The organism is Mycolicibacter senuensis, from assembly GCF_003284925.1.
GTDB lineage: Bacteria > Actinomycetota > Actinomycetes > Mycobacteriales > Mycobacteriaceae > Mycobacterium > Mycobacterium algericum_A.
This window is the reverse complement of record NZ_QMEX01000072.1, coordinates 1-19,090: the sequence shown is the minus strand read 5'-3', so window position 1 is coordinate 19,090 and position 19,090 is coordinate 1. Positions and strand designations below refer to the sequence as shown.

The 19,090-nt window shown below is 68.0% G+C and carries 20 protein-coding genes and 1 other RNA gene; 9 read left to right on the top strand and 12 right to left on the bottom strand.

What is annotated here, in order from left to right; genetic code table 11:
* The 10 genes from DQP56_RS15680 to hisN all read right to left on the bottom strand — a co-directional run.
* On the bottom strand, window positions 1–959 hold a 959-nt coding region (locus DQP56_RS15680; protein ID WP_133258942.1), incomplete at its 3' end, for a phosphotransferase family protein.
* Complete coding sequence (locus tag DQP56_RS15675; protein WP_112686931.1) at window positions 956–2,197, bottom strand: acyl-CoA dehydrogenase family protein; 1,242 nt, start codon at window positions 2,195–2,197, stop codon at window positions 956–958. The genes DQP56_RS15680 and DQP56_RS15675, both read right to left, overlap by 4 nt.
* Before the next feature lie 16 nt (window positions 2,198–2,213).
* Window positions 2,214–2,828 carry a TetR/AcrR family transcriptional regulator gene (locus DQP56_RS15670; RefSeq protein WP_112686929.1) on the bottom strand — a complete coding sequence of 205 codons (615 nt, stop codon included), beginning with the start codon at window positions 2,826–2,828 and terminating at the stop codon, window positions 2,214–2,216.
* A gap of 8 nt (window positions 2,829–2,836) precedes the next feature.
* Complete coding sequence (locus tag DQP56_RS15665; protein ID WP_112686927.1) at window positions 2,837–3,736, bottom strand: hydroxymethylglutaryl-CoA lyase; 900 nt, start codon at window positions 3,734–3,736, stop codon at window positions 2,837–2,839.
* Window positions 3,733–4,941, bottom strand: a complete 1,209-nt coding sequence (locus DQP56_RS15660; protein ID WP_112686925.1) for a CaiB/BaiF CoA transferase family protein — start codon at window positions 4,939–4,941, stop codon at window positions 3,733–3,735. Before DQP56_RS15660 ends, DQP56_RS15665 begins: the two co-directional genes overlap by 4 nt.
* Window positions 4,938–6,122 (bottom strand): alpha/beta fold hydrolase, encoded by a 1,185-nt coding sequence (locus DQP56_RS15655; protein WP_112686923.1) that lies wholly within the window; start codon window positions 6,120–6,122, stop codon window positions 4,938–4,940. Before DQP56_RS15655 ends, DQP56_RS15660 begins: the two co-directional genes overlap by 4 nt.
* Entirely contained in the window at window positions 6,119–7,213 is a 1,095-nt protein-coding gene (locus DQP56_RS15650; RefSeq protein ID WP_112686921.1) for a homogentisate 1,2-dioxygenase, read from the bottom strand. Before DQP56_RS15650 ends, DQP56_RS15655 begins: the two co-directional genes overlap by 4 nt.
* Window positions 7,214–7,363: 150 nt before the next feature.
* The gene (locus tag DQP56_RS15645; RefSeq protein WP_112686919.1) at window positions 7,364–8,575 is read right to left on the bottom strand and encodes an acyl-CoA dehydrogenase family protein; all 1,212 of its coding nucleotides are present in this window, start codon (window positions 8,573–8,575) and stop codon (window positions 7,364–7,366) included.
* Between the two features lie 36 nt (window positions 8,576–8,611).
* Complete coding sequence (locus tag DQP56_RS15640; protein ID WP_112686917.1) at window positions 8,612–10,003, bottom strand: acyl-CoA dehydrogenase family protein; 1,392 nt, start codon at window positions 10,001–10,003, stop codon at window positions 8,612–8,614.
* 108 nt (window positions 10,004–10,111) lie between these two features.
* The gene (hisN, locus tag DQP56_RS15635) at window positions 10,112–10,924 is read right to left on the bottom strand and encodes a histidinol-phosphatase (protein ID WP_112686915.1); all 813 of its coding nucleotides are present in this window, start codon (window positions 10,922–10,924) and stop codon (window positions 10,112–10,114) included.
* 23 nt (window positions 10,925–10,947) lie between these two features.
* Between hisN and DQP56_RS15630 the strand changes: the two genes are divergently transcribed.
* Window positions 10,948–11,262: a hypothetical protein gene (locus DQP56_RS15630; RefSeq protein ID WP_112686913.1), complete on the top strand. Its 315-nt coding sequence runs from the start codon at window positions 10,948–10,950 to the stop codon at window positions 11,260–11,262.
* Window positions 11,263–11,268: 6 nt separating this feature from the next.
* Here the strand turns inward: DQP56_RS15630 and DQP56_RS15625 are convergent, their stop codons facing one another.
* Window positions 11,269–12,645 carry an FAD-dependent oxidoreductase gene (locus DQP56_RS15625; protein ID WP_112686911.1) on the bottom strand — a complete coding sequence of 459 codons (1,377 nt, stop codon included), beginning with the start codon at window positions 12,643–12,645 and terminating at the stop codon, window positions 11,269–11,271.
* A gap of 97 nt (window positions 12,646–12,742) precedes the next feature.
* On the opposite strand from DQP56_RS15625, the gene prfB reads away from it, so the two are divergent.
* From prfB to ssrA, 8 genes are all read left to right on the top strand, one after another.
* Window positions 12,743–13,858, top strand: a complete 1,116-nt coding sequence (prfB, locus tag DQP56_RS15620) for a peptide chain release factor 2 (RefSeq protein WP_112686909.1) — start codon at window positions 12,743–12,745, stop codon at window positions 13,856–13,858.
* Window positions 13,859–13,862: 4 nt separating this feature from the next.
* Window positions 13,863–14,765, top strand: a complete 903-nt coding sequence (locus DQP56_RS15615) for a mechanosensitive ion channel family protein (RefSeq protein ID WP_112686933.1) — start codon at window positions 13,863–13,865, stop codon at window positions 14,763–14,765.
* Window positions 14,762–15,268, top strand: coding sequence for an Rv3103c family proline-rich protein (locus DQP56_RS15610; RefSeq protein WP_112686907.1), 507 nt, complete (start codon window positions 14,762–14,764; stop codon window positions 15,266–15,268). Before DQP56_RS15615 ends, DQP56_RS15610 begins: the two co-directional genes overlap by 4 nt.
* 51 nt (window positions 15,269–15,319) lie before the next feature.
* Window positions 15,320–16,009, top strand: coding sequence for a cell division ATP-binding protein FtsE (ftsE, locus tag DQP56_RS15605; protein WP_041318390.1), 690 nt, complete (start codon window positions 15,320–15,322; stop codon window positions 16,007–16,009).
* Window position 16,010: 1 nt separating this feature from the next.
* Window positions 16,011–16,904: a permease-like cell division protein FtsX gene (gene ftsX / locus DQP56_RS15600; RefSeq protein ID WP_112686905.1), complete on the top strand. Its 894-nt coding sequence runs from the start codon at window positions 16,011–16,013 to the stop codon at window positions 16,902–16,904.
* A gap of 3 nt (window positions 16,905–16,907) precedes the next feature.
* Complete coding sequence (gene smpB / locus DQP56_RS15595; RefSeq protein WP_112686903.1) at window positions 16,908–17,411, top strand: SsrA-binding protein SmpB; 504 nt, start codon at window positions 16,908–16,910, stop codon at window positions 17,409–17,411.
* Window positions 17,408–18,253: a DMT family transporter gene (locus DQP56_RS15590; RefSeq protein WP_205868893.1), complete on the top strand. Its 846-nt coding sequence runs from the start codon at window positions 17,408–17,410 to the stop codon at window positions 18,251–18,253. Before smpB ends, DQP56_RS15590 begins: the two co-directional genes overlap by 4 nt.
* 128 nt (window positions 18,254–18,381) lie before the next feature.
* Window positions 18,382–18,773, top strand: a transfer-messenger RNA (tmRNA) gene (gene ssrA, locus DQP56_RS15585).
* A gap of 61 nt (window positions 18,774–18,834) precedes the next feature.
* On the opposite strand, the gene DQP56_RS15580 is transcribed toward ssrA, so the two are convergent.
* Window positions 18,835–19,090, bottom strand: a 256-nt coding sequence (locus tag DQP56_RS15580) for a PPW family C-terminal domain-containing PPE protein (RefSeq protein WP_526022709.1), incomplete at its 5' end; no start/stop codon positions are given.

Below are 19,090 nucleotides of genomic sequence, written 5' to 3'. Positions count from 1 at the left end.
CGAGCGAGCAGGCCCAGCAGGTCCCATTCGGTTTCGGAGACCCGCCGGCCGATGGTCGCCAGCTCCACCGAGCGGGTCTGCCCGCTCAGGTGCCGTTCGGCCTGGTAGCGGCAGATGATGCCCCACCGCAGCGTGCCCAGCACCAGCCACCACTCGAACCGGCGGCGGTCGACCGCCGTGCCGGAGGCCTGCTGGTAGGCGGTCAGGAAGGCGTCGATGCTGCCGAGCCCGCCGGCGGCACGCTCGGGCGGGGCGCCGAAGCGCCAGGCCCGTTGGCAGAACCAGGCCAGGTCCTCGCAGCCGTCGCCCAGATGCACCAGCTCCCAGTCCAGCACCGCCGCCAGCTCGGCGCCGTCGACGATCAGGTTGCCCATCCGGAAGTCGCCGTGCACCAGCTGCGGCTGCGCCGGCGGCGGCCGGTGGGCGGCCAGCCACCGAAACGCCCACTCGAAGACAGCGGTGGTGTCGTGCATGGCGTCCAGCTGGGCGCGGCAGGCGGCGAGTTGGTCCTCGTCGCGCAGCGCCATACCGGCCGGATCGGCGCGATGGATGGCGGCCAGTGCCTGCGCGCATTGCCGCAACAGGGCCTCACGCCCGGGGTCATCGAGCTGACGTTCGATGCGCCGGACCACCGTCTCGCCCGCGATCTCCTCGCAGATCAGAAACGGATTGCCCAGGGCCGCTGACGAATTGTCGGCGACCAGCACAGTCGGAACCGGGGCGCCGGCGTCGCGCGCGGCACGTTGGGCGTGCGCCTCCAACTCCATGCTGGCGTGGATCTCGTCGGGTGGTCCGGTGCGCAGGATCAGTGCGCGGCGCCCCGAGTCGCCGACGGCGTCGAATGCCCAGGTGACCCGGCTGGCCCCGCCGGTCAGCGCGCGCAGGCCCTCGACGGCCACCGGGCCCAGCACCGGGGCCAGCACCGTCGAAAGCCGTTCGGCCAGTTGGTCGGCGGTCATCGGCGACGGTCGAACCCGAACAGTCGCTGCGCGACCCGCCGAATCTGGATCTCCTCGGCGCCCTCGGTGATCCGGTAGCGGCGGTGATGCCGGTAGATGTGCTCGAACGGTTCGTGGCGGGTGTAGCCGATCCCGCCGAAGGTCTGGATGGCACGGTCGGCGGCCTCGCACACCAGCCGGTTGGCACGGTAGTTGGCCATCGACACCTTGTCGGAGACCTCCAGGTGGTGGTCGCGGTCGAGGTGCCAGGCCGCATAGTTCACCAGCAGCCGAACCATCTGCGCCTCGGTCTGCAGTTCGGCCAGTGGCCACTGCACAGCCTGGTTGACCGAGAGCGGCTTGCCGAATACCACGCGCTGGGTGGCGTATTCGGCGGCCCGGTCGATGCAGTACTGGGCCGCGCCCAGGCTGGAGGCCGCCTGGCGTATCCGGTTCTCGTGCAGGAAGGTCTGGGCGACCTCCAGGCCGCGGTCCACCTCGCCGAGCACCGCATCGGCGGGCACCCGCACGTCGGTGAGTTCGACCTCGCCGTGGTCGCTGGGCATGTTGAACGTCCACCAGTAGAACGGGACGCGGAATCCCGGCGTATCGGTGGGAACCAGGAAGGCGGTGATGCCACGCGCCGAGCCGGCCTCGCCGGAGGTGCGTGCGAAGATCAGGTCGTGGGTGGCGCGGTGCACGCCGGTGTTGAACCGCTTGGCGCCGTTGATCACCCAGCCGCCGTCGGCGGGTTCGGCGCGGGTCTCCAGCCAGGTGGCATCCGAGCCGTGGTCGGGTTCGGTCAGCCCGAACGCCATCGACCGCTCACCGGTGATCAGGGCCTCCGACCAGTCCCGGCGCTGCTCATCGGTGCCGAACCGCTCCATCATGATGACCTGCGGGAAGTTGCCGACGATCGAGGACTCGTCCTGCAGGTCGTTGTGCAAACCGAGCCCTTTGTGCGCCAAGTGCTCCCGGATCACCGCCATATCGACGTTGCTGCCGTCCCGGCCGCCCAGCGACGACGGCAGTCCGTAGCGCAACCAGCCGGCGGCGTCGGCGCGGCGGCGCATCTCGGCCAGTAGGTCCTCCCAGTCCCGGTTCGGGATGCCGCCGTTCTCCACGTCGGTGCGGGCGAACTCCCGGCGGTGGTCGAAGTACTGCATGTTCTCGGCCTGCAGCGGCGCGATCTCACGCTCAATGAAGTCGTCCATGTCGGCGAGCAGCGCCGGAAGGTGTTCGGGCAGTGTGAAATCCATGGCAAATCCTCCGTGTTCAGCGGCCGTACAGGGTCTTCCTCCAGATCGTCGACAGCGTCGCGATGGCATCGCTGTCGCTGATTCGCCAGCCCGGTCCGGAGGGACCGACGAAGACGACGGTGAAGTTCTCGAACAGCAGCGCGATCGCTGCCGCGATGTGGTCGGGGTCGAGGTCGAGGCCGTGCCCCTGTTGCTGGGCGCGCCGAATCGAAGCGGCGACGGTCTCCATGCCGAACCGGCGGAATTCGTTCTGCAGCACCGCGAATCGTTGGTTGGTGGCCGCGAGCTGGGCGACAGCGATCATGATCCCGATGTTCTGCTTGAACATGGACCAGTAGGCGCCCACTACCGACGTAAAGAACTCGGTGTCCTGCGGGGAGTCGGGCAACCGCATCTTCAGCCGGGAAGGCTCGACGACCTCGGACAGGAATGACTCCGCCAGCGCCGCCAGCAGGTCCTCTTTGTCCTGGAAATACCGGTAGAGCACCGCTGTGGACTTGCCGGCCGCCGACGTGATGTCGGCAAGCGTGGTGCCGTGAAAGCCGCGCTCTGCGAACAGCTCCCGGGCGGCCTGCTCGATGGCCTGGCGCGTCTGACGGCCCTTGGAGCTGAGCTCACGCTGGTTGGACATCGTGGTGGTCAGTTCCGTTTCCGGTCTCCGGCGGCCAGCAGCGCGCTGGGCAGACCATGACCGACGACCGAGCTGGCCACGCGTGCGGCGGCGATGGCGGCCTGCAGGTCGATGCCGGTGTCGATCCCGCAGTCGCCCAGCAGGTAGACCAGATCCTCGGTGGCGATGTTGCCGGTGGCGCCGGGTGCGAACGGGCAGCCCCCCAGGCCGCCGGCCGACGCGTCGAGCCGGGTGAGGCCCGCCTGAACCGCAGTGTAGGCGCATGCCAGACCGGCGCCACGGGTGTTGTGGAAGTGCGCCCCCAGCGGTGTGTCGCCGATGATGCCTTGCACCGCGGCAATCAGGTCGCCGACCCGGCGCGGGGTGGCAGTGCCGATCGTGTCGGCGATCGCCAGCCGGTCGACGCCGAACGCGGCCGCCGACTCGGCGATGTCGGTGACGCGCCGCGCCGGTGTCGGTCCGTCGAACGGGCAGTCCCACGCGGTGGCGATGATGACCTCGATGGACCCGCCGGCGTCGTGGGCGGTGCCCGCGATGTCGCCGATCGCCGCAACGGCGTCGGCGGTCGGCCTGCCGACGTTGGCCGAACTGAACGAATCCGAGGCGCACACCACGTACTCGATCGAGGTCAGGCCGGCGGCCACCGCCCGGGCGGCGCCACCCGGACTGGCGACCAGTGCGGAGAACTCGAGGTCGGGGTAGCGCCACAGCTCGGCGGCGAGTTCGGCGGCATCGGCCAGGGCGGGAACCTTGGTGGGGGAGACGAACGAGGTGACCTCGACTTCGCGTACTCCGGTGGCGGCGATCGCGTCCAGCAGTTCGAGTTTGGCGCGCAACGGGATCGGCTGCTCGATCTGCAGCCCGTCGCGCAGCGCCACCTCGCGAATCTCGACCTTGTCGGGTATCACAACACCCCCTCGGCGCGCAGGCCGTCCAGTTCGGCGGCGGTCTTGCCCAACAGTTCGCCGTAGACCTCGTCGTTGTGTTGCCCCGGCCGAGCCGAGCCGGCCGTACGGATCCGGCCCGGGGTGTCCGAGAGCACCGGGACGATGCCGGGGCCCAGCACCGTGCGCTCGGCGCCTTCGTCCCAGTGCTCGGCGAGCATGCCGCGGGCCCGCAGCTGCGGGTCGTTGACCACCTCGGCGACGGTGTTGATCGGCCCGGAGATCACCCCGGCGTCGCTCAGCGTCGCGATGATGTCGTCGGGTTTACGCTGTGCGGCCCATTCGCCGATGATCGCGTCGAGCTCGTCCTGGTTGCGGCCGCGGGCCACGTGGTCGGCGAACCGCGGGTCGGTCGCCAGTTCGGGCCGGCCCATCGCCTGACACAGCCGGGCGAACACGCTGTCCTGGTTGGCGGCGATCACCACCCAGCTGCCGTCGGCCGACTGATAGATGTTCGACGGGGCGATGCCTTCCAGGCGGGTGCCGGACGGCCCGCGCACCACGCCGCCGACGTCGTAGTCGGGGATGGTGGATTCCTGGATGGCCAAGCAGGATTCGGTCAGGGCGACATCGACCACCTGGCCTTCGCCGGTGACCGTGCGCCGGTAGAGGGCGGCGAGTGCGCCTTGCACGGCGAACATGCCGGCCAGGCTGTCGCCCAGCGAGAGCGCCAGCCGCGGCGGGGGACCACCAGGGAAGCCGTTCATGTGCCGCAGCCCGCTGGCCGCCTCGGCGACCGAGGCGTACCCGGCCTTGTGGGCGTCCGGCCCGGTCTGTCCGTAGCCGGAGACCCGCACCAGGATGATGCCGTTGTTGTGTCGGCGCAACACGTCGAATCCCAGCCCCCAGCGTTCCAGCGTGCCGGGCCGGAAGTTCTCCACGACGATGTCGGCGTGCTCGATCAGCTCCAGGAACAGCTCTCGGCCGCGCTCGGTGCGCAGGTCGAGCGTGACGGCCTTCTTGTTGCGGGCGTGCACGGTCCAGAAGAAGTGGCGCCCGTCGACCTCGGCCTGCCCCCAGGTGCGCAGCGGGTCGGGCTTGCCGGGCAGCTCGACCTTGATGACCTCGGCGCCCATGTCGCCGAGCAGACGCCCGGCGAACGGCCCGGAGATCAGCGTGCCGAGCTCGATGACCCGGATGCCGTCAAGTGCCCCGGTCGTGGAAGTCATACCGACGAGCCTACGAAGTCGTGCCGGTTCAGCCAATCGGTGACGGTCGCCACCGCCTGACGCAGCGCCGGCCGCTGATCCGGGCCGGCGTAGTAGTGGTTGGCACCGGCGATTTCGTGGATCTCCTTGTCCGGGTGCCCGATGGCCTCGAACAGCCGGCGCGTGTGACTGGGGGTGCAGGCGTCGTCGGCCATGTTCCCGATCACCAGCGCGGGCACCGCGATGTCACGGCCGCAGTCCAGTCCATCACCGTTGGCGTCGTCGTAGCTCCACTGCGACAGCCAGCTGCGTAGCGTGCAGAACCGCGCCAGCCCGACCGGGCTCATGTTGACCACCTGCGGATCGCCCAGATAGCAGCTGCCCGGGGTGCGGTCGTTGGGGTCGACCGTCGGATCCAGCCAGCGCGGGTCGGCCATGGTGCCGTGCACCACGAACGCGAACTCGTCATCCGGGCGACCGCTGCTTTGAAGTTCTGCCAGCTTCGCCTTGACCCAGGCGGTGATGCGGCGGTTCCGGTCGATCTGCGCCTGCCGGTAGCGGTCGAGGAACGCTGCGGTGTACGGCGGCTGGTTGGGGTTGTCGCGGTTGTAGAGATCCAGCTCCGGATCCCGCTTGGTGGGGTCGGATTCGTCGAGGATCGAGGCGTCCAGCCACTCGGTCATGGTGCCGTGCCGGCTGATGTGCGCGGCCAGCAGCATGACGCCGTCGGCGGGGATCAGCCCGAGCTTGGTCAGGTCGGGGCCGTCGCCGGACGGGCTGGCGGTCACCGTGGGATGCTGCGCCTGCTGCTGGTAGAACAGTGACAGTGAGCCGCCGCCGCTCCAGCCGGCCAGCACCACCTTGGAATAGCCGAGCCGATTCTTGGCGTCTTTGAGGCATTCCCCGAGGTCTTCGACGACCTTCTCCATCAGCAGTGCGGAGTCGGTGCCGCGGAATCGGCTGTTGCAGTAGATGACGTGATGCCCGGCGCGTGCCAGCGCGTTGACCATCGGCAGGTAGGCGCCACCGCCGATCGGGTGCATGAACACCAGCACGGTGTCGCTGCGGGTGTCCTTGGGCCGCAGCAGATAACTCTCCAGCACCACCAGTTCGGCCACGCCGCCGTAGACGTCGCGGACGCCGGAATTATTCTGGTAGGCAATGAGATACGGGATGCGTTCGTAGTCATGCTTGTCGGTCATGCGTGCTGTCCTAGGTCGGCGGCGAGAACTTGCGGTGACGGGGTGAGTCGTCGTCGGGTGTCGATGGCGATGACCTGCCAGTCGACACGCTGGTAGTCGTCGAATTTGCGCCGAGCGCGCTCGCGGGCCTTTTCCGGGGCGCCGTGGTGCACGCCCTGCGGAGCGTGACTGATCAGGCCCGGCGGCATCGGTATCCCGTAGAGCGATCCGCCGTGGAAGAAGGCGATCTCGTCGTAGTCGACGTTGCGGTGATACCAGGGGGTGCGTTCGGTGCCCGGTACACCCTCGGCGGGCTTGGGCAGGAAGTTCATCACGTACACCCCGGTGGCCTGCATGAACAGGTGCACCGTCGGGGGCAGGTGCAGGCTGTCGGAGGTGACGACGTTGTAATCGGCGATGTTGAAGGTGAACGCGAAATTGTCGCCGCGCCAGCCCTCCACATCGATCGGATTATGTTGGTAGTACAGCGTTGTCGGGCCCCCCTCATGGAGCAGCCGTACTTCGTACTCGTCGCGTCCATCGTCGTCGATGGGGGCCGGCTCGGGGATGACCGCCTGTGACGGGTCGAACGGGAAGTGCCGGCCCAGCGGACCCGGCGGCGGTACCCGGAACTCGTCGGTGGCCTGAATCATCAGCATCGTGGTCTCGGCGGCGGGCAACTGGCGCCAGGTGGTCGCCTTGGGCAGATAGACCCAGTCGCCCTCGCGGTAGTCCAGCGGACCGAACTCGGTCTCCAGCCGTCCGGAGCCGGTGTGTACGAAGCACAGCAGGTCGCCGTCGACGTAGCGGACGTGAAACGGCATCTCGGCGGAGCGCCGCGACAGCGAGATGGCGCAGTCGTCGTTGTGGAACAACAGCAGCGGATGCCCCGCCGGGTCGGCGGCGTCGGCCGGTTCGAGCTGGGGGGCCAGCACGTCGATCGGCCGCAGCGGGCCCGCGGCCCGGTAGGCGGTCGGATCATGGCGCCGGTACATGTTGGCGGTGCGGCCGGTGAAGCCGCCGCGGCCCAGTTCGTCGTCCTTGAGCCCGTCCAGGTCAGCGTGAACGCGCTTGGGCGTGACGCCTTTGCGCAGGTGAACGAAGGATTCCATCGGCGGCCCCCAGACCAGTCACTTAAAAGTAAAAGCAACATTACTTTTGGTTCTGCTCGGAGGCAAGGGGCTCGTCAGTGCCGCGAGCAGACGCGAAAGCCCCCAAATCCGGGCGGAAATGGGGGCCTTGGCGTCTGCTCGCCGAAGGGGCTACTTCAGCTCGGCCGAGCTCAGGCCCAGCAGCCGGCGGGCCACCACCAGCAGCTGGATCTGCTGGGTGCCCTCGAAAATGTCGAGGATCTTCGAGTCGCGGCTCCACTTCTCCAACAGGGTCTGCTCGGAGTAGCCCACGGTGCCGGCCAGCTCGACGACCTTCAGCGTGATCTCGGTGGCCATCCGGCCGGCCTTGGCCTTGGCCATCGACGCCTCTTTGGAGTTCGGGATCGAGTTGTCGGCCTGCCAGGCCGCCCGCAGTGTCAGCAGGTTCGCCGACTCCCAGTCGGCCTCCATGCGCAGGAACTCCGCGGCGGCGGCGTGCTGGACGTGGGCGGGCTTGTCGTAGTCGATCTCCACCCCGGCCTTGGTCAAGATGTTGCGCAGTTCCTCCAGCGCGGCACGAGCCACCCCGACGGCCATCGCGGCCACCACCGGGCGGGTGTTGTCGAAGGTCTCCATGACCCCCGAGAAGCTCTTCTCGGTGTTGATCTCCGGGCTGCCGAGCAGGTTTCCGGCCGGAATCCGGGCGTTGTCGAACCGGATCACCGCGGTGTCGGAGGCCTTGATGCCGAGCTTGTGTTCCAGGCGCTCGACGATGACGCCGGGGTGCTCACGCGGCACGATGAACGACTTGATCGCCGCGCGGCCCTGGCTTTTGTCCAGCGTCGCCCACACCACGATGTGGCTGGCCCGGGAGCCGGCGGTGACGAAGATCTTCTCGCCGTTGAGCACGTACTCGTCGCCGTCCAGCTTGGCCGTGGTCGTCACCGCTGCCGAGTCCGAGCCGAAGCTGGGTTCGGTGATCGCCATCGCCGCCCACACCTTGCCGAGCCGCTTGAGCTGCTCGTCGGTGGCCACTGCGGAGATCGCCGCATTGCCCAGCCCCTGGTAGGGGATGGACAGCATCAACGCGACGTCGCCCCAGCTCATCTCCAGCACCTGCAGCAGCGCTGCCATGTTGGCACCGTTGCGGTTGCCGGCCGCCTCATCGCCGCTGCGGAAAGCCTCAGTGGCGCTGGCCATCCCGGAGTTGTCCACCGAGGAGACACCGTCGAACAGCGTCTCAAGGGTGTCCAGTTCCACCGGGTAGGCGTGCTCGGCCAGGTCGTATTTGCGCGAGATCGGGCGCAGCATTTCTGCGGCGCCGGCGTGCGTCATCTCGACGATCGCCTGCAACTTCTTGGGGAGTTCCAAATTGATTGCCATGACAAGTCTTTCGGATCGGTAGTCGAAGTGTTGGGGCTAGATGACCAGGACGCCTTCGGCGACGCCGAGCACCCGCAGGTCGCGGTACCAGCGTTCGACCGGGTGCTCCTTGGTGTAGCCGTGGCCGCCGAGCAGTTGCACGCCGTCGGAGCCGATCTGCATGCCCTTGTCGGCGGCGATCCGCTTGGCCAGCGCGGCCTCCCGGGTGAACGGCAACCCCTGTTCGGCCCGGGCAGCGCCACGCCAGGTGATCAGCCGCAGCCCGTCGAGTTCGATGGCGATGTTGGCGCACATGAACGCCACCGACTGGCGGCGGGCGATCGGCTCACCGAATGCCTCGCGCTCCTTGATGTAGGGCATCACGTAGTCGAGCACCGCGTGGCTGGTGCCGACGGCCAACGCCGCCCAGCCCAGCCGCGACAGCGCGATGGCCTCCGAGTAGTCGGCATCGCTGGCCTCGTCCTCGCCCAGCCGGGCGCTCAGCGGCACCGATACGTTCTTCAGCTCGATCTGGCCCAGCGCGGCGGCCCGCACGCCCATGCTCGGGTCGGCCTTGATGCTCAGCCCGTTGGCGGACGACTCCACCAAAAACAGCGCCGGCTTGCCGTTGAGTTGGGCGCCGATGATGAACAGCTCGGCGTCGGCGGCCGCCGGCACCAGCGACTTGACGCCGTCGAGCCGGTAGCCGCTGGGGGTGCGCACCGCCGTCGTCGTCAAGGCGGTGGGGTCGAACAACGGCTGCGGCTCGGCGATCGCCACGCAGGATTGCGGCACGTTCTCGCCGGCGAACTCCGGCAGGTAGGTGGCCTGCTGGCTGGCGCTGCCCCAATGGGTCAACGCCGCGGCCACACCGCCGGGCGCCAGGATCGGCAGCGCCAAACCCATGTCACCGTAAGCCAGCGCCTCACCGACCAGCACATTGGTGACCGCAGAACGGTGCGCGGCGATGCCGTCGAAGTCCTCCGGGATGTTGATCGCGGTGATGCCCAACTCGGCGGCCTTGCCGATCAGCTCCCGCGGGTAGTCGACGGCCTCGTCGGCGTCGTGGGCGGCCGGGCGCAGGATCTCGGCGGCGAACTCGCCGACGGTGTCGACGATCATCTGCTGCTCGTCGTCGGGCGTCAGGTCGAAGTAGTCGTTGCCGCTGGCCTTGAGCCGGACCGGCGATTTGCCCAGGTTCTGCACCGCCTTGAACTGGCGGGTGGCCGCGCCGGCCGTCGAGAACACCGCCTTGACGCCGTAGTTCAGGCTGCGGTTGAGCGGGTCGCGCAGGTTGTGCCGGTCCAGGAAGGGCTGGCTGACCAGCGGAGTGACCAGGGCCAGGGCGGCGGCGATCGGGGTGCGCTTCGGCTTGTCAAGGCCGATGGCGCTCGATCGTCCGGACCGCTTCTTCTTCGAGCCGGGGGCGGCGGATGCAGTGTCAGTCATGTCAGAGCCTCACTGAAAAAGGAAGAACCGATGACACCACCTTACTCCGAAGTAAGATGACTCGACAGTAAGGTGTGACGAAGTCCTCAATGGCCCCGCGGCTGCGGATTATCCCGGGGTCAAGGCGGCCAGCACCTGCGCATGCAGGGCAGGGTTGGCCGCCACGGCGCAGTTGCCGTGCGGGCCCGGATTGCCCGACAGGTCGGTGAACACCCCGCCCGCCTCGCGAACCAGGATGTCGACGGCGGCCAGATCCCACACCGACACCGCGGGTTCGACGGCGGCATCCACAGCCCCCTCCGCGACCAGGCAATACGCCCAGAAATCACCGTAGGAGCGGGCCCGCCACACCGACTCGGTCAGGCCCAGGAACTGCTCCCGCAGGCCGCGCGCCGCCCACAGGTTCAGTCCGGCGAACGTCAGGCTCGCCGAGTCCACATCGGTTACCGAGGACACCGACAGCCGCCGCTGCGGGCCGCCGGCCACCGACCCGAACGCGCCCTGGCCGTTGGTGGCCCACCACCGCCGGTGCAGCGCCGGAGCGCTGATGACCCCCAGGACCGGCACACCGTCGTGCAGCAACGCGATCAGGGTGGCCCAGATCGGCACCCCGCGCACGAAGTTCTTGGTGCCGTCGATCGGGTCGATGATCCATTGGCGTCCGGCGAACGAAGCGCTGCCGCCGAACTCCTCGCCGAGGATCTCGTCGTCGGGTCGTTCGGCGGCGAGCACCTCGCGCAGCGCGGTCTCGGCCGCCTGATCGGCATCGGTCACCGGGGTGAGGTCTGGCTTGGTGTCGACGCGAAGGTCGAGCGCGCCGAACCGGGCCAGGGTGATCGCATCCGCCCGGTCTGCCAGGGTCAGTGCCAGGGTCAGGTCGTCGCCGAGACGGGAGTCGAGATTGTCGTTGATCTGCGCCATGGCGAAAGTCCTACCATGAGCTGATGTGGGAGATCTGGGCGCTGCTGTTGCTGCTGGCGATTCTGGCGGTGTTCGTGGCACCGCGGTTCTTCCGGCCGGGGCCCGGCAGCGAGGCGCAACAGGGCACCCTGCTGATCACCGGTGTCAGCCCCCGCCCCGACGCCGAAGGGGCGCAGTACGTCACGATCACCGGCGTCATCAAGGGGCCCACGGTCGATGAGCACGAGGTCTACCAGCGGCTCGCGGTCGACGTGGCCAACTGGCCGAGCATCGGTGACCTGCTGCCGGTGGTGTATTCGCCCCGCAACCCCGACAACTGGAACCTGACCGGGCAGTGACCGGGCTCAGCCGCGCCCGACCCGCAGCATTTCGGCGACACTGACCAGCTTGATGCGGGGCCGGCCGTGCGGCTCCCCGGTGGACCGCTCGTGGGCGTCGATCAGTTGCCAGTGCTCGTTGGTCACCAGCTCGGGTTGGCGGGACATCAGCCACTTGAGCAGCTGCACGTCATGGTCGGCGTCGACATCGGGCAGCTCGGCCGCTGCTGCCCGGGTGGCCAGATCGGCGGCGAGCCTGTCGACGGTGGCCTGCGAGTCGCTCTTGTTGGAACCGATCACCCCCGAGGGTCCGCGCTTGATCCACCCCACCACGTACTGATTGCGGGTGCCCTCGATACGGCCGTCGGTGTGCGGAATGGTGCAGCTGCGCTCGTCGAACGGCAGGCCCGGCGTCGGCACCCCGCGGTAGCCGACCGCCCGCACCACCAGATCGACCGGCAGCACCTCGCGCTCCCCGGTGTCGCGGGCGCTGACCCTGCCGTCTTCGTCGGTGACCAGCTCATTGCGGCCCAGCACGATCTCCTGGACCCGGCCCTCGCCGCGGATCTCGATCGGGGAGGTACGGAACCGGAACACGATCCGGCGGTTGCCTGGATGCTGTTCGCGGCCGACGTAACCGCTGAGCACCTTGAAGTTCGCCTTGGCGTGTTTGCCGGCGGCTTCGACGTCGGCCTCGGTGATTCCGGCCAGCTCCTCGGGCGTGATCACCACGTCGACGTTCTCGAGGCTTTTCATCTCGCCCAGTTCGCGTAGTTCCGGGCTGGTGAAAGTGGCCTGCAAGAGCCCGCGCCGGCCGATGATGACTACCTCTTCGATACCGCGCGGTTCGAGCAACTCCAGCGCGTGGTCGGCGATGTCGGTGCCGCGCAGTTCTTCAGGGTCGCTGACCAGGATGCGTGCCACGTCCAGGGCCACGTTGCCGTTGCCGATCACCACCGCGCGCTTACCGGTCAGGTCCGGGGCCATGTGGGTGTAGTGCGGGTGGCAGTTGTACCAGCCGACGAAGTCGACGGCCGCGACGCTGCCGGGCAGGTCTTCGCCCGGAATGCCCAGGTGCCGGTCGGACTGGGCGCCCACGGCGTAGATGACCGCGTCGTAGCGTTCGGCGAGTTCCGCGGGCTGTACGTGCTCGCCGACGGCGATGTTGCCGAAGAACCGGAACCGCGGATCGGCCGCGGTCTTCTCGAACTGCGCGCTGATCGATTTGATCTTCGGATGATCGGGCGCCACCCCCGAGCGCACCAGACCCCATGGCGTGGGCAGCATCTCCAGCATGTCGATGCGCACGTCGACCTCACCCCCCGACGCCAGTTTGAGCAGCGATGCCGCGGCAAAATACCCGGATGGCCCAGAGCCGACGATCGCGACGTGGTAGGGCCGCATCCTCGAACCTTCCTTCCTGTCGGGAAAACATGCACGCATCCGCGTATCCCCGATGCTAGAGGTCGACTCGCAACCGGCGCCGGTAACCTCGATAAACGTGGAACCCGACCGCCAGCCCGACATCGCCGCCCTCGACGCCACTTTGACCACGGTGGAGCGGGTGCTAGACGTCGATGGGCTGCGCAGCCGCATCGACAAACTCGAACACGAGGCGTCCGCCCCCAACCTCTGGGACGACCAGACCCGCGCCCAGCGGGTCACCAGTGAGCTGTCGCATGCCCAGGGTGAGTTGCGCCGGGTGGAGGAACTGCGCCGCCGCCTCGATGACCTGCCGGTGCTCTACGAGCTGGCGGCCGAGGAGGACGGCCAGACCGCCGCTGACGCGCTGGCCGAGGCCGACGCCGAGCTGGCGTCGCTGCGGGCAGACATCGAGGCGATGGAGGTCCGCACGCTGTTGTCCGGCGAGTACGACGAACGCGAGGCGTTGGTCACCATCCGCTCCGGCGCGGGCGGGGTGGACGCCGCCGACTGGGCCGAGATGCTGATGCGGATGTACATCCGGTGGGCCGAGAAGCACAACTACGGCGTCGAGGTGTTCGACACCTCTTACGCCGAAGAGGCGGGGATCAAGAGCGCGACCTTCGCGGTGCACGCCCCGTTCGCCTACGGCACGCTGTCGGTGGAGCAGGGCACCCACCGGTTGGTGCGGATCAGCCCGTTCGACAACCAGAACCGCCGGCAGACGTCGTTCGCCGAGGTCGAGGTGCTGCCGGTGGTGGAGACCACCGACCACATCGACATTCCCGAAGGTGATGTTCGCGTCGACGTGTATCGCTCCAGCGGGCCCGGCGGGCAGTCGGTGAACACCACCGACTCCGCGGTGCGCCTGACCCACGTCCCGACCGGGATCGTCGTCACCTGCCAGAACGAGAAGTCCCAGCTGCAGAACAAGGTGTCGGCGATGCGGGTGCTGCAGGCCAAGTTGTTGGAGCGCAAGCGTTCCGAGGAACGCGCCGAACTCGACGCGCTCAAGGGCGACGGCGGCAGTTCGTGGGGCAACCAGATGCGGTCCTACGTGCTGCACCCCTATCAGATGGTGAAGGACCTGCGCACCGAATATGAGGTCGGCAACCCGGCCGCGGTGCTCGACGGCGACATCGATGGGTTCCTGGAAGCCGGAATCCGGTGGCGCAACCGGCCAGAAGGCGACTGAACCCATGGTGTTGGCCTTCTCCCCGGGACAGCGCTGGCACGACGCGTGGAGCGGTGAGATCGGCCAGTGGCTCATCGACAAGGGATTGCGGATCGTCCTGCTGCTGATCGGGGCGGTGCTGGCATCGCGGTTCATCACCTGGGCGGCGCGCCGGGTCACCCGACGGCTGGAACTGGGCTTCCAGACCAGTGACGCGCTGGTGCGCTCGGAGGCCTCCAAGCATCGGCAGGCGGTGGCCTCGGTGATCTCCTGGGTGTCGGTGGTGATGCTGTGCGTGGTGGTGGCCGTACAGATCACCGGGATACTCGACATCCCGGTCGGATCGCTGGTGGGGCCGGCCGCGGTGATCGGCGGCGCGATCGGTTTCGGCGCCCAGAAACTGGTGCAGGACGTGCTCAGCGGATTTTTCATCATCACCGAGCGGCAGTACGGGTTCGGTGATCTGGTGCAGCTGAGCATGATCGGGGCGTCGGTGGAGGCGCTGGGCACCGTCGAGGACGTGACGCTGCGGGTGACCAAACTGCGCACCGCCGACGGCGAGGTGTTCACGGTGCCCAACGGCAATATCGTCCGGTCGCTGAACCTGTCCAAGGACTGGGCGCGTGCCGTCGTCGACATCCCGGTGCCCACCAGCGCCGACCTTAACCGGGTCAACGAGGTGCTGCACCAGGTGTGTGAGAACGCCATGGAGGCCGACGCGCCGCTGCGAGATCTGCTGTTGGACACGCCGTCGATGATGGGGGTGGAGAGCATCGAACTCGGTGTCGTCAATCTGCGGATGGTGGCTCGCACGCTGCCCGGCAAACAGTTCGAGGTGGGACGCCGGCTGCGCATCCAGGTGGTGCGGGCGCTCGCCTCGGCCGGTGTGGTCACTGCCGGTGACGTGCAGCCGGTGGAGACGCCGTGACGGCCCGCCAGTCCGATCCGCAGGCCGCGCGCCCTGCCGGCCGGCGGTGGCGCTGGCCGGCGCAGCTGTTCAACGGCCGGGTCCGCACCTCCACCGTGCTGTTGATCATCGCGTTCGTGTTGGTGTGGTGGGTGTACGACACCTACCGCACGCAGCCGACGCCGCCGGCCGCGCCCCAGGTAGTGCCGCCCGGCTTCATCCCCGACCCGGCCTACACCTGGGTGCCGCGCACCAGGGTGCAGCAACCGACGACGACGGTCGAGACCCCGGCGCCGACCACCGAGACGACCAATCCGGCCGAGCCGCCCGGCGAACCGCCAACCCCGACGCCGGTACCCGGGTTCCCGTTCTGCCCGCCGCTGTGTCCGCCGCCGGCGCCGACACCGCCGGAGCAACCCGCTCACAGTCCACCACCGGGTTCACCGCCGGCGCCGGTGGCGCCCGGCGTGCCCCCGCCCCCGGCTTCGCCCGGGCCGGCGACCTCGCAGCCGGCGGTGCCCTAGCATGTGGCCTGACCGGGGACACCGCGCCGCACGGCTACACTGCGTGCCGTGATGATCACGCTCGACCATGTCACCAAGCAGTACAAATCGTCGGCCCGTCCGGCACTGGACAATGTCAGCGTCAAGATCGACAAGGGTGAGTTCGTCTTCCTGATCGGACCGTCGGGTTCGGGCAAGTCGACGTTCATGCGGCTGCTGCTGGCCGAGGAGACCCCCACCAAGGGCGACATTCAGGTGTCGAAGTTCCACGTCAACAAACTGCCCGGCCGGCACATCCCGAGCCTGCGGCAGGTGCTCGGCTGTGTGTTCCAGGATTTCCGGCTGCTGCAACAGAAGACGGTGTTCGAGAACGTCGCGTTCGCGCTCGAGGTGATCGGCAAGAAGCCGGAGATGATCAACCGGGTGGTCCCCGAGGTGCTGGAGATGGTCGGGTTGTCCGGCAAGGCCAACCGGCTGCCCGGAGAGCTGTCCGGCGGTGAACAGCAGCGGGTGGCGATCGCCCGGGCGTTCGTCAACCGGCCGCTGGTGCTGCTGGCCGACGAGCCGACCGGCAACCTCGACCCGGAGACCAGTGAGGACATCATGGATCTGCTGGAGCGCATCAACCGAACCGGGACGACGGTGCTGATGGCGACCCACGACCACCACATCGTCGACTCGATGCGCCAGCGCGTCGTCGAGCTGTCACTGGGTCGGCTGGTCCGTGACGAACAGCGCGGTGTCTACGGGATGGATCGCTGACGTGCGCTTTGGCTTCCTCTTCAACGAGGTCCTGACCGGGCTGCGCCGCAACGTCACCATGACGGTCGCGATGATCCTGACCACGGCGATCTCGATCGGGCTGTTCGGTGGCGGCCTGCTGGTGGTGCGGCTGGCCGACCAGTCCCGCAACATCTACCTGGACCGGGTGGAATCGCAGGTGTTCTTGAACGCCGACGTCGCTGCCGACGACCCGAACTGCGAAGCGCAGGCCTGCAAAGCACTGCGCGAGCGGATCGAGAACCGCGACGACGTGAAGTCGGTGCGCTATCTGAACTCCGACGACGCCTACGCCGACGCGATCCGCAAGTTCCCGGAGTTCAAGGATGTGGCGAGCAAGGACTCCTTCCCGGCGTCGTTCATCGTCAAACTGGAAAACCCCGAGCAGAGCACGGATTTCGACGCCGCGATGACCGATCAGCCCGGTGTGCTCAGCGTGCTCAATCAGAAAAAGCTGATCGACCGGTTGTTCGCCGTGCTCGACGGACTGTCCAGCGCGGCGTTCGCCATCGCCCTGGTGCAGGCGGTGGGGGCGGTGTTGCTGATCGCCAACATGGTTCAGGTCGCCGCCTACACGCGGCGTACCGAGGTGTCGATCATGCGTCTGGTGGGGGCCAGTCGGTGGTACACGCAGTTGCCGTTCCTGCTGGAGGCGGTGCTGGCTGCCACCGTGGGCGTGATCATCGCGGTGGCCGGATTGATCGTGGTGCGGGCACTGTTCCTCGACAACGCGCTCAGCCAGTTCTATCAAGCGCATCTGATCGCCCGTATCGACTACGCCGACATCCTCTACATCTCACCGATCCTGCTGTTGCTGGGAGCGGCGATGGCCGGGGCGACCGCGTACGTGACGCTACGCCTGTACGTCCGGCGGTAACCCGTGGCCAAGAAGCCGGGGGGCAAGGACGCCAAGAAGCAGGCCACCAAACAGATCGTTGCCTCGAACCGCAAAGCGCGGCATAACTATTCGATTCTCGACGTGTACGAGGCCGGGGTGGTGCTGCTGGGAACCGAGGTGAAGAGTCTGCGGGCCGGCCAGGCATCGCTGGTCGATGCGTTCGCCACCGTCGACGACGGTGAGGTGTGGCTGCGCAACATGCACATCCCGGAGTACCGGCACGGCAGCTGGACCAACCACGACCCGCGCCGCGCCCGCAAACTGCTGTTGCACCGACGCCAGATCGACATGCTGATCGGCAAGATCCGTGACGGAAACCTCACGCTGGTGCCGCTGTCGGTCTACTTCTTCGAAGGCAAGGTGAAAGTCGAACTGGCGCTGGCGCGCGGTAAGCAGGCCCACGACAAGCGCCAGGACCTGGCCCGCCGCGACGCCCAGCGCGAGGTGACCCGGGCGCTGGGACGCCGCGCCAAGGGTATGACCTGATCGGTTCGGCGCTGGCGCTGGTAGCGGCGGCCGGCTTCGGGACGGGCGACTTCCTCGGCGGCCTCGCGTCGCGGCGGGTCTCGCCGCTGCGGGTGCTGCTGGTCTCCACCCCGTTGGCGTTGGTGGGACTGACGGCGACCGCGGTTGCGACCGGTGGACCGATCCATCCGGGCGCTGTCGGCTGGGGTGCGGCCTGCGGTCTGGCGTTGGGGGTGGCCAGTTGGTGGTTCTACGCGGCACTGAGATCCGGCCCCATCTCGGTGGTTTCGCCGCTGTCGGCGGTTGTGACAGCCGGGGTGCCGGTCACGGCCGGCCTGATCCGGGGTGAGCGGCCCGGCCTGGTTGCCAGCGTCGGCATCGTGCTGGCGCTGGTGGCGGTGGTCCTGGTAAGCCGGGAAGTCACCGACGAGGACGTAAGACCGCACCGGTTCACCCCGAAGGTGGCGTGGCTGACGATCGGCGCCGGAGTGGGATTCGGGCTGAACTTCGTGTTCATCGAGAAGGCGCCGGTCGAGTCCGTGTTGTGGCCGCTGATGTTTGCCAGGTTGGCGGCTACCGTGGTGGTCATCATCATCGCGGCGGCCGCCGGGGACCTGCGACTACCGTCGGGAACGCCGATGAAGCTGTCGCTGACGGCCGGGATGATGGATGTCGGTGCGAACGTCGCCATGTTGCTGGCGTTGCGGAATTCGTCGCTGTCGCTGGGTGGCATGCTAATTTCGCTGTTCCCGGTGGTCACCGTGCTGCTGGCCATCGCGGTGCTGCGTGAGCGGGTGCATCCCTGGCAGGTGGTCGGCATGGCGGCGGCGGTCGTCTCGGTGGCGATGATCACCGCGGGGTAGCGGTGTCCCAGGGCGTTAGGACCCTGGGCCCCGGGGCTCCGGGAAGAAATTGTCGCGGCCTGTCGTTACACACCGGTACCATGGGTTATCTCGTCCAACCGGCGAGGTACCGCAGCGAACAAGGACAGGGGGCTGAAAGGTTTCGACTTCGCGCGTCGAATCAAGGGAAGCGTGCCGGTGCAGGCAGGAGACCACCGTAAGCGTCGCTGTAACCAAGTAAGCGCCAAGGTTGCACTTACTCCGGCTAAGGTCGCTCTCCAGAGCGACTTCGCCCTCGCTGCCTAAGCGACGGCGGGCCTGTCAGACCGGGACCTCCCTCGGCCCGGACCCTGGCATCGACTAGAGGGATCCACCGATACGTCCGGTCGCGGGATTTATCGGGACACCAACAGCGACTGGGATCGTCATCTCGGCTAGTTCGCGTGACCGGGAGATCCGAGTAGAGGCATAGCGAACTGCGCACGGAGAAGCCTTGAGGGAATGCCGTAGGACCCGGGTTCGATTCCCGGCAGCTCCACAGCTAGGCAGCCGGCCAGAGCGACAAGCTCTGGCCGGCTTTCCTTTTCCGGGCCGAACAGCGCTCAGTCGTTAACCTTATCTTCGACACCACCCCAGGTCTCGGGTAGCAGCGGTATCACCGGCCCGGCCCCGAACCCGTCGTCACGCAATCGGATCAGTCCCGTCGACCGGGCAGCGGCGCGTTCCGCGGTTCCGGTGAAGCCCAGCGGACCGGCGCCGGTTTCGGAGCTGCCGGTGGCCGGATCGACGGGTGGTGCTGCGAACTCGGGGTCCATCACCATGGTGGCGTCGGCGTGCTCCTTCATCGCAGCGCGTCGG